The following is a 9,501-nucleotide window of genomic DNA, read 5'->3' as shown; positions in this document are numbered from 1 at the left end:
CAGTTGTGTATAAGAGACAGCTCCTCGACCGTCACCCCGAAGTCGGTCGCGATGCCCGCCAGTCCGTTGGCGTACCCCTGGCCGACCGCGCGTGCCTTCCAGGCGCCGTTGCGCAGGTAGATCTCGACGATCACCAGCGCCGTCTCCGTCCCCAGCTGCGGGGGTGTGAACGTGGCGAGGACGCTGTTGTCGTCCGTGCCGCGGATCGTGGCCGTCGGCTCGATGCCCTGGAAGGTCTGCCCGGCCGCGTCCGGACTCGCCGTGACGACGACCTTCTCGATGCCGGGGGGCAGGGCGGCGGTGTCGACGGTGATCGCGTCGGGCGCCGTACCGCCGCCGGAGCGGTACGTCACGCCCGGCCCCGCCGGCTGGTTGTAGAAGATGAAGTCGTCGTCGGAGCGCACCTTGCCGTCGCCCGTGAGCAGCAGGCCCGATACGTCGAGCCGCACCGGGGCGGCGACGTCCACCGTCACACGGGTGACGGGGAGAGGGATGTTCGAGCCAGGGGTCATAGCTGTCATGCCGGGACAACGAACGAGACCGCTTTACCGTTCCCTTACCCGGCGTGCCGATCGAGTGGATCGGTTCCGCATCGACTGGATCGGTTCAGCGGTGGCCGCGGGCGCCGTTGCGCGGGTGGTCCCGGGCGGTCCGCTCGTTGCCGCGCTTGTAGTTCCCGGTCCAGCGGGCCATGACGAGCTGCGGGTCGCCGGCCGCCACCTCCGCGAGAAACCGGGTGGAGCGTGGTGCGCGCAGCGTGGTCGCGGGACGGCCGTGGTGGGTGATGCGCACGGTGCCGTCGGCGTGTTCCTCGTACGAGAATCCCTGGGGGCGCGGCATGACGGGATGGTACGGCCCCGGTCCGCCCCGCCCCCACTGGATTTTCCCGCGATCCGGGCGACGGGCCACGGCGGCCCTAGGCGCTCTGGGGGAGCACCACGATCTTCCGTCCCACCCCCGCCGCGAACTGCTCCAGCGCCTGCGGGTAGCGCTCCAGCGGGATCCGGTCGCTGATGAAGACCTCCGGGTCGAGGACGCCGTTCGCGAACAGCTCGGCCGCGCGTTCGAAGCTGTGCAGCACCGCCATCGAGCCGGTGATGGTGATCTCCTGGTTGTAGATCCGGTACGGGTCGATCGTCACCCGGGTCGCGTAGTCCGCCACCCCGAACTGCAGGAACGTCCCGGCCTTGGCCACGCGCCCCAGGCCGTCCTGGATGGCCGCCGCGTTGCCGGTCGCGTCGATCACGACGTCCCAGCCCTGCGGGCGCTCCAGTTCGTCGGCGTTCGGCGCGCAGGACGAGACGCCGAGGCGTACGGCCGTCTCCAGGCGGGCCGGGTTCAGGTCCACGACGTCCACGCTCGCCGCCCCGGTCCGCTTGGCCAGCTCCAGCATCATCAGACCCATCGTCCCGGAGCCGTAGATCAGCACGTGCGCGCCGAGGCGGGAGCGCAGCACGTCGTAGCCGCGCACGGCGCAGGACAGGGGCTCCACCAGGGCCGCGTCCTGGGTGCGGACGTGCTCGGGGAGCTTCACGCAGTTGGCCACCGGAGCGAGGGCGAACTGTGCCGCGCCGCCCGCCGTGGTCACGCCGATCGCGGCCCACCGCTCGCAGAGGTTGTTGTGGCCGTCACGGCAGTAGCGGCACTCGTAGCAGTACAGGGACGGGTCGACCGCCACCCGGTCGCCGACCGCGACCTCGGTGACCTGGGTGCCGACCCCGACCACCTCGCCCGCGAACTCGTGACCCGGCACGATCGGCAGCTTCGGCGCGAACTCGCCCTGCAGGATGTGCAGATCGGTGCCGCACAGGCCGCAGGCGGCGACCTCGACGACGACCTCGCGGGGGCCCGGCGCCGGGTCGGGGACCTCGGCGACGACGGCACGGCCCACGGACTCGATGACGGCGGCCTTCATTTCACGGCTCCCAGTGACAGGCCCTGGACCAGCTTGTCCTGGGCGGCGAACCCCGCGGCGAGCACCGGCAGGGAGATGACGAGCGACGCGGCGCACACCTTCGCCAGGAACAGGCCCTGGCTGGTGATGAAGCCGGTCAGGAACACGGGAGCGGTCTCGGCGACCACGCCGGTCAGCACCCGGGCGAACAGCAGCTCGTTCCAGCTGAAGATGAAGCAGATCAGGGCGGTGGCGGCGATGCCGGGCAGGGCGATCGGGGCCACCACACGGGCGAGGATCGTCGGCAGCCGGGCGCCGTCGATCTGGGCCGCCTCGATCACCGCGACCGGCACCTCGGCCAGGAAGGACTGCATCATCCACACGGCGATCGGCAGGTTCATCGAGGTGTAGAGGATGACCAGCAGCCAGATGTTGTCCAGCATGTCCGTGTTCTTGGCGAACAGGTAGATGGGCAGCAGGCCCGCGACCACCGGGAGCATCTTGGTGGACAGGAAGAAGAACAGGACATCGGTCCACTTCTTCACCGGGCGCACCGACAGCGCGTACGCCGCCGGCAGCGCCAGCAGCAGCACCAGCAGCGTCGACGCCACCGACGCCACCGCCGAGTTGACGAGGGCCGGCCAGGGGCTCGCCCCGCCGCCCGTGCCGAAGAACTCGCGGTAGCCGTCCAGGGTGAGGGCGGCCCCGAAGGAGGGCGGGTTGGTGGCTGCGTCCGCCTCCGAGTGGAAGGACGTCAGGGCCATCCAGGCGATGGGCAGGAAGAACACGATGCCCAGCAGCCAGGCCACCAGGCCGAGTCCGGCGCCCTTGCGGCGGCCGCCTCGCAGTCGTACGGCGACGGTGCTCATCCTCGAGCCACCTCCTCGCGGAACAGGGACGACACCACGCGCAGGGCGAAGGTCGCGATGACGATCGAGCCGATGACCACCAGGACGCCCGCGGCCGAGGCGAGGCCGTTCTCATGGGCCTGGTAGAAGCTCTGGTAGACGGTGTACGGCAGGTTGGCGGTGCCCAGCCCGCCGGACGTGATGGTGAAGACCGCGTCGAAGTTCTGGACGATGTAGATCGAGCCCAGCAGGGCGCCGAGTTCGAGGTAGCGGCGCAGGTGCGGGAGGGTGAGGTGGCGGAAGATCTGCCAGTCGCTCGCGCCGTCCACCCGCGCGGCCTCGATCTGCTGGTGGTCACGGCTCTGCAGGCCCGCCAGCAGGATCAGCATCATGAACGGCGTCCACTGCCACACCAGGGAGGCCTCGACCGCCAGCAGCGGGGTGTTCGAGATCCAGTCCGGCTGGGGACCGCCCACGTAGTGCAACAGACCGTTCAGCAGGCCGTATTCGGGGTTGTAGAGGACGTGCTTCCACAGCAGGGCGGCCGCCACGGGGACCACCAGGAAGGGCGCGATCAGGAGGGTGCGGACCACGCCCCGGCCGCGGAACCTCCGGTCCAGGAGCAGCGCGAGCGCCAGGCCCAGGACCAGGCTGACCACCACCACGGCGGCCGTGAGCAGGATCGTCGTCCACACCGAGTGGCGCAGGTCGGCGTCGGTGAGGACCTGCTGGTAGTTGTCGAGGCCGGTGAAGTGCCGGGCCTTCGGGTAGAGGGCGTTCCAGTCGAAGAACGAGATCACCAGCGTGGCCACGAACGGCAGCTGGGTCACCACGATCATGAAGACCAGGGCGGGCAGCAGTGGCGCGCGGGTCGCCCAGGCCTTCAGCCGGGCGGAGGGAACGCCCTTGGTGCGTGCGGGAGTCGCGGCTATCGGAGCCGTCGTTGTCGCGGTCATCGTCCCTCGTACTCCTTGGAGATCTTCTCGGCGAGTTTCTGGGACTTCCTCAGGGCCGAATCGACGGACTGGCGTCCGGCGATGGCCGCGCTGATCTCCTGGGAGACCTTGGTGCCGAGATCGGTGAACTCGGGGATGCCGACGAACTGGATGCCGGGCGCGGGACGCGGCTGCACCCCCGGGTCATTGGGCCTCGCGCCTTCGATGGCGGCCTTGGTCATCTCCTGGAAGGAGGCCGCGGACTTGACGTACTCGGCGTTGGTGTAGGTCGAAGCGCGTTTGCCCGCCGGTACGTTGGGCCAGCCGCTGGTCTCGCCGACCAGCTGTTCGTACTGCTTGCTGGACGCCCAGGAGACGAACTTCCAGGCCTTGTCGGGGTTGCGGGAGGCCTTCTGGATGCCCCACGCCCAGGTGTAGAGCCAGCCGGAGTTGTCGGTCTTCTCCACGGGGGCCGGCGCGTAGCCGAGCTTTCCCTTGACCGGGGAGCCCGCGGCCTCCAGGGAACCGGCGGCGGATGTGGCGTCGTACCACATGGCGACCTTGCCCTGGGTCATGTTGTTGAGGCACTCGGCGAAGCCGGACTGGGCGGCGCCGGACTCACCGTGTTTGCGAACGAGGTCGACGTAGAACTTCGTGGCCTTCTCGAAGGCGGGGGAGTCCAGTTGGGCCTTCCAGTCCTTGGTGAACCAGGTGCCGCCGAAGGTGTTCACGACCGTGGTCAGGGGCGCCATCACCTCACCCCAGCCGGGCAGTCCGCGCAGGCAGATGCCCCGCATGCCGGACTCTGCGCCGTCCACCTTCGCTGCGAGGTCGGCCACCTGGTCCCAGGTCGGGTGCGCGGGCATGGTGAGGTGCTTCGCCGCGAACACGTCCTTGCGGTACATCAGGAAGGACGACTCGCCGTAGAAGGGCTGCCCGTAGAGCCTGCCGTCGTCGGCGGTCAGGGACTGCCGCATCGGCTTCAGCACGTCCTGTTCGTCGTACGCCGGGTCCTTGGCCACGTACGAGTTCATCTCGTGCAGCCAGCCGTTCTTGGCGTAGATCGGTATCTCGTAGTTGGACAGCGTCGCCACGTCGTACTGGCCGGCCTGGTTGGCGAAGTCCTGGCTGATCTTGTCGCGGACGTCGTTCTCCGGCAGGACGGTGAAGTTCACCTTGATGCCGGTCTCCTTGGTGAAGTGGGCCTTGGTCAGCTTCTGCAGCTCCACCATCTGCGGGTTGTTGACCATCAGGACGTTGACGGAGTCGCCGCCGGAACCGGACCCGCCCGCCCCGACCCAACAGCCGGAGAGCAGCGGGGTGAGCAGCGTCCCTGCGGCGGCCAGCGCGAGCGTGGCTCGCGACGGCCGTCGTCGGCTCTGGGTGCGCATGGATCGCTCCTGGACATAGTTGGATATAAGGGGCACCGTTTCGTGCGGAGAACCCCTGTGGTGCTTGGTGCTTCGACAGCCGGTCCGCTGACTCAGACCCGCACGACCTGTGGTCCCAGCAGTGAGTAGCGGTGGGCCTCCGCCGACGGCAGCAGCGTGCTGGTGACGATGGCCTCCAGCGCGCCGATGTCCGCGAACCGGCAGAAGCTGACCGCGCCGAACTTGGTGTGCACGCCCGCGAACACGGTGCGCCGCGCGGCCCGGATCGCCTGTGCCTTGACCTCGCTGACGGCGGGGTCGGGCGTGGTCAGGCCGTGCTCGCGGGAGATGCCGTTGGCGCCGATGTAGGCGAGGTCGAGGACGAAACCGGCCAGCATCTTCGTCGTCCAGTGGTCGACGGTGGCCAGGGTGCCGGGGCGGACGCGGCCGCCCAGCAGCAGCACGGAGATGTTGTCCGCCTCGGCGAGGGTGCCCGCGACGGGCAGGGACGCGGTGACCACGGTCAGCGGTCGGTCCCCCGGCAGGGCCTCGGCGATGAGCTGGGGGGTGAAGCCCTCGTCGACGAAGACCGTCTCGGCGTCCCCGAGCAACTCGGCCGCGGCGGTGGCGATGCGGCGCTTCTCGGGGACGTGGCTGGTGGCGCGGAAGGCGAGCGTCGTCTCGAAGCCGGCGCTCTCCACGGGGTAGGCGCCGCCGTGGGTGCGGCGGACCAGGCCGTGGTCCTCCAGGGCACGGAGGTCTCGGCGGACGGTTTCCTTGGCCACGCCCAGCGCGGCGGCGAGCTCGGTGACGTCCACCGAGCCTTTGGCTCGCGCTGTTTTCACGATGTGCCGCTGGCGGTCCTCCGCGGTGCCGGTCATTTGTCACCCGCCTTTTGCTGCGCCGTTGCCCGTTCGGGCCGATGGGGGAAGTTCTACAGCGGGTGGGCGGGGGTGACCAGGTCTGTTACTGGAGGGATCGTGTCTGTGTGTGCCCGTTCGGGCGAGGCGCGCCTACGAGTCCGGGAGGCTTTGAGGGTTGGCGGGTGCGGGCTCGTCGTGGCTGGTCGCGCAGTTCCCCGCGCCCCTCGGCGTGGCGCTGTCGCGCCTACGACCGGAGCCGGCCCGTGCCCGAACACGCCTGCGGGCGGGCCCGTTCGGTGCCCGCCCGCTGTGTAAGTCGGTCAGTACGGCCAGATCGGGGGGTCGCTGACGAATACGCCGCCCAGGTAGTCGTGCGCGATGTTGCCCGGCTCCAGTTCGCCCTGTTCGGCGATCAGCTTCTCCGCGTACTGCTCGGAGTCGTCCTGCGGTTCGTAGCCGAGGGCCCGGGCGGTGGACAGGTCCCACCACAGGCGGGTGTTGGCGGAGGAGCCGTAGACGACCGTGTGGCCCACGTTCTCGGCGGTGAGGGCCGCGTGGAAGAGGCGGGCGCCGTCCGGCGGGCTCATCCAGACCGACAGCATGCGCACGCTGGTCGGCTCCGGGAAGCAGGAGCCGATGCGCACCGAGACGGTCTCCAGGCCGTGCTTGTCCCAGTAGAACTGGGCGAGGTCCTCGCCGAAGGACTTGGACAGGCCGTAGAAGGTGTCGGGACGGCGCGGGGTGTCGATCGGGATCAGGGGGTCGTCGCCCTGCGGGCGCGGGGTGAAGCCGACCGCGTGGTTGGAGGAGGCGAAGACGATCCGGCCCACTCCCTCCTCGCGCGCGGCCTCGTAGAGGTTGTACGTGCCCTCGATGTTCGCCTTGAGGATCTTCCCGAAGGGGGCTTCCAGCGAGATGCCCGCGAGGTGGATGATCGCGTCGACGCCCCGTACGGCCTCACGCAGGGCCTTCCGGTCGGCGAGGTCGGCGGTGATCGCGTCCGGGTCGCCCTCGATCGGACGGATGTCGAGGAGGCGCAGCTCATAGTCGAAGGCGGGCAGCAGGTTCCGCATCAGGGTGCCGAGCCCGCCGGCGGCGCCGGTGAGCAGAACGGTGCGGGGGGCTGGCATCCTCGCTTCTCCTTCGGTCGGCGGGGTCGCGTGTATGCACGTTATTCACATTCGTGGACACGCTAGGGATCGGGGCAGGACCCGTCAAGTGTCCCACGCAGGCCGGAAATCTGCTGGTGCCAGGCCGTAGACGCGCTTGACCGGCCAGGATGGGGCACTTTAGCGTGGGGTCGTTCAGAGATGTAGACGCGGATCATAAACATATAACCGGGAGAGCCCGTGACGCCTGCCCCCCTCGCCGCTCGGCTCAGCAACCCCAGCGGGCCACTGTTCTTCCCCGTCACCGCCTACGGACCGGACGGCTCGGTCGACCTCGAGGTCTACCGCGCCCATGTCCGCCGCGGGGTGGAGAACGGGGCCGCCGCGGTCTTCGCGTGCTGCGGCACCGGCGAGTTCCACGCGCTCACCCCCGAGGAGTTCGAGGCGTGCGTCCGGGCGGCCGTCGAGGCGACCGGGGGACGGGTCCCGGTCGTCGCCGGCGCCGGCTACGGCACCGCGCTCGCCGTGCGGTACGCGCGCGTGGCCGAGGCCGCCGGCGCGGACGGGCTGCTCGCCATGCCGCCCTACCTCGTGGTCGCCGGGCAGGAGGGACTGCTGCGGCACTACCGGGAGATGGCCGCCGCGACCGCGCTGCCCGTGATCGTCTACCAGCGCGACAACGCCGTGTTCACCCCGGAGACCGTCGTCGCCCTCGCCCGTACGGACGGCATCATCGGCTTCAAGGACGGCCTCGGCGACCTCGACCTCATGCAGCGCGTCGTCAGCGCCGTCCGCACCGAGGTCCCCGGCGACTTCCTCTACTTCAACGGCCTGCCCACCGCCGAGCAGACCCAGCTCGCCTACCGCGCCATCGGCGTCCCGCTCTACTCCTCGGCCGTCTTCTGCTTCGTCCCGGAGATCGCCCTCGCCTTCCACCAGGCGCTCAGGACCGGCGACGAGAGCACCGCGCACCGTCTCCTGGACGGCTTCTACCGGCCGTTCGTCGAACTCCGGGCCCAGGGCCGCGGCTACGCCGTCTCCCTGGTCAAGGCAGGCGTACGGCTGCGCGGGCTGGACGTGGGGGAGGTCCGCTCCCCGCTGCACGAACCCACCGAGGACCATGTCAAGCAGCTCGCCGAGCTGATCGACCGCGGGTACGCGCTGCTGGAGGACGACAAGTGAAGGCGTCGACGTTCGTCTACCCCTGGGACGTCACCGGGGACCCGGAGGCCGCCGGCCGCATCGCCGCGCTCGGCGTGGAACAGGTGACGCTGGCCGCCGCCTATCACTCCACGCGCGCGCTCACCCCCCGCCACCCGCGCCACCGCATCGTCACGGCCGAGCACGCGGCGGTGCTGTACCCGGCCGGTGACCGCTGGGAAGGGCGGGAGCTGCGCCCGTACGCGGCCGGCGACTGGGCGCCCGGCGACGCCTACGGCGAGGCCGCGCGGTCCCTCGCGGACGCCGGCCTGGAGGTGCACACCTGGGTCGTCCTCGCGCACAACTCCCGTCTGGGCGCCGAGCATCCGGACACCTCTGTCGTCAACGCCTACGGCGACCGCTACCCCTGGGCCCCCTGCATCGCGCAGCCCGCCACGCGCGCGTACCTCGTGGACCTCGCCGCCGAGGCGGCCGTCCGGCCCGGCGCGCGCGGCACCGAGCTGGAGTCGCTGGGCTGGTACGGCCTCCAGCACCTGCACGCCCACGACAAGACCGGCGGCGTCGGCCTCGGGGACGCCGGTCACTACCTGATGGCGCTCTGCTTCTGTCCCGTCTGCCGGGCGGGGTACGGCGAACAGGGCCTGGACGCCGACGCGTTGGCGGCCGCCGTACGGGACGCGCTGGAGCCACTGTGGCAGGGGGCGCCCGACGACGAAGGCTGGTCCGGGGTCGAGAAGCTGCTCGGCGAGACGAACGCGGCCGCCACGCGCGCGTGGCGCGACGACACCGCCCGCACCCTCCAGGAGACGGCGGTCCGCGCGGTGCGCGAGGCGGCCCCCGAGGGCTTCCAGGTGCTGCTGCACGCCGACCCCGTCACCTACCACGTCGGTGCCAACGCGGGCGTGGACCCCGAGCACATCCTGTCCGTCGCCGACGGCGTGGTCGTACCGTGCGCGGGCGGTACGGCCCTGCTCGCGCCGTTCGCCGAGCAGGGCCGGGAGGGCGCCGTGGTCGCGGCCAACTTCCCCGTGGTCGCCGGGATGGGCGGCAGCCCCGGCACCCTGGCCGCCGACATGGCGACGGCCAGGGACCGGGGAGCCACCGAAGTGCGGCTGTATCACGCCGGATTGGCGTCGGACGGTGACCTGGAGGCGGTGCGGTCGGCGCTGGCGCGGCGCTGAGGGGGTGGGCGGGGTGCCGTCGGCGGCGCGAGGTCACCTGTACCGGCGCACCGAATCCGCAAGCCGGGCCCGACCGCCCCGACCGCCGCGAAAACCCCCGGCTACAGCGCCCAGCCCGACTGACAACTGACGCAGCATCG

10 protein-coding genes are annotated in these 9,501 nt (G+C 70.7%); 2 read left to right on the top strand and 8 right to left on the bottom strand.

Features of this window, described 5'->3' with window-relative positions:
• The 8 genes from GRC12_RS18795 to GRC12_RS18760 all read right to left on the bottom strand — a co-directional run.
• A partial coding sequence (locus tag GRC12_RS18795; RefSeq protein WP_208780466.1) for a TerD family protein occupies positions 1–512 on the bottom strand: 512 nt, incomplete at its 3' end.
• A 94-nt stretch (positions 513–606) separates the two neighbouring features.
• On the bottom strand, positions 607–840 hold the full coding sequence (locus GRC12_RS18790) for a hypothetical protein (RefSeq protein WP_208780465.1): 234 nt from the start codon (positions 838–840) through the stop codon (positions 607–609).
• A 76-nt stretch (positions 841–916) separates the two neighbouring features.
• Positions 917–1,915 carry a zinc-dependent alcohol dehydrogenase family protein gene (locus GRC12_RS18785; RefSeq protein WP_208780464.1) on the bottom strand — a complete coding sequence of 333 codons (999 nt, stop codon included), beginning with the start codon at positions 1,913–1,915 and terminating at the stop codon, positions 917–919.
• Positions 1,912–2,763: a carbohydrate ABC transporter permease gene (locus tag GRC12_RS18780; protein ID WP_133048171.1), complete on the bottom strand. Its 852-nt coding sequence runs from the start codon at positions 2,761–2,763 to the stop codon at positions 1,912–1,914. The genes GRC12_RS18785 and GRC12_RS18780 overlap by 4 nt, the downstream gene beginning before the upstream one ends.
• Positions 2,760–3,698, bottom strand: coding sequence for a carbohydrate ABC transporter permease (locus tag GRC12_RS18775; protein WP_208780463.1), 939 nt, complete (start codon positions 3,696–3,698; stop codon positions 2,760–2,762). The genes GRC12_RS18780 and GRC12_RS18775 overlap by 4 nt, the downstream gene beginning before the upstream one ends.
• Entirely contained in the window at positions 3,695–5,068 is a 1,374-nt protein-coding gene (locus GRC12_RS18770; protein WP_208780462.1) for an ABC transporter substrate-binding protein, read from the bottom strand. The genes GRC12_RS18775 and GRC12_RS18770 overlap by 4 nt, the downstream gene beginning before the upstream one ends.
• A gap of 92 nt (positions 5,069–5,160) precedes the next feature.
• Positions 5,161–5,928 (bottom strand): DeoR/GlpR family DNA-binding transcription regulator, encoded by a 768-nt coding sequence (locus GRC12_RS18765; protein WP_208780461.1) that lies wholly within the window; start codon positions 5,926–5,928, stop codon positions 5,161–5,163.
• Positions 5,929–6,230: 302 nt separating this feature from the next.
• Entirely contained in the window at positions 6,231–7,040 is an 810-nt protein-coding gene (locus GRC12_RS18760) for an NAD-dependent epimerase/dehydratase family protein (protein ID WP_208780460.1), read from the bottom strand.
• A 219-nt stretch (positions 7,041–7,259) separates the two neighbouring features.
• On the opposite strand from GRC12_RS18760, the gene GRC12_RS18755 reads away from it, so the two are divergent.
• Both GRC12_RS18755 and GRC12_RS18750 read left to right on the top strand, forming a co-directional pair.
• Positions 7,260–8,201, top strand: a complete 942-nt coding sequence (locus tag GRC12_RS18755) for a 5-dehydro-4-deoxyglucarate dehydratase (protein WP_208780459.1) — start codon at positions 7,260–7,262, stop codon at positions 8,199–8,201.
• A complete protein-coding gene (locus tag GRC12_RS18750; protein WP_208780458.1) occupies positions 8,198–9,361 on the top strand; it encodes a hypothetical protein in 1,164 nt (387 codons plus the stop codon). Before GRC12_RS18755 ends, GRC12_RS18750 begins: the two co-directional genes overlap by 4 nt.
• The last annotated feature ends 140 nt before the right edge of the window (positions 9,362–9,501 follow it).

This window comes from Streptomyces griseorubiginosus (assembly GCF_017614965.1).
GTDB classification, from domain to species: domain Bacteria; phylum Actinomycetota; class Actinomycetes; order Streptomycetales; family Streptomycetaceae; genus Streptomyces; species Streptomyces griseorubiginosus_B.
The sequence above is the reverse complement of the archived record's forward strand: the minus strand, read 5'-3'. Positions and strand labels throughout refer to the sequence as shown.

Excerpts from the sequence above, each read along its gene's own strand:
- GRC12_RS18790 (WP_208780465.1), bottom strand. The coding sequence starts at position 840 with ATGCCGCGCCCCCAGGGATTCTCGTACGAGGAACACGCCGACGGCACC.
- GRC12_RS18785 (WP_208780464.1), bottom strand. The coding sequence starts at position 1,915 with ATGAAGGCCGCCGTCATCGAGTCCGTGGGCCGTGCCGTCGTCGCCGAG.
- GRC12_RS18780 (WP_133048171.1), bottom strand. The coding sequence starts at position 2,763 with ATGAGCACCGTCGCCGTACGACTGCGAGGCGGCCGCCGCAAGGGCGCC.
- GRC12_RS18775 (WP_208780463.1), bottom strand. The coding sequence starts at position 3,698 with ATGACCGCGACAACGACGGCTCCGATAGCCGCGACTCCCGCACGCACC.
- GRC12_RS18770 (WP_208780462.1), bottom strand. The coding sequence starts at position 5,068 with ATGCGCACCCAGAGCCGACGACGGCCGTCGCGAGCCACGCTCGCGCTG.
- GRC12_RS18765 (WP_208780461.1), bottom strand. The coding sequence starts at position 5,928 with ATGACCGGCACCGCGGAGGACCGCCAGCGGCACATCGTGAAAACAGCG.
- GRC12_RS18760 (WP_208780460.1), bottom strand. The coding sequence starts at position 7,040 with ATGCCAGCCCCCCGCACCGTTCTGCTCACCGGCGCCGCCGGCGGGCTC.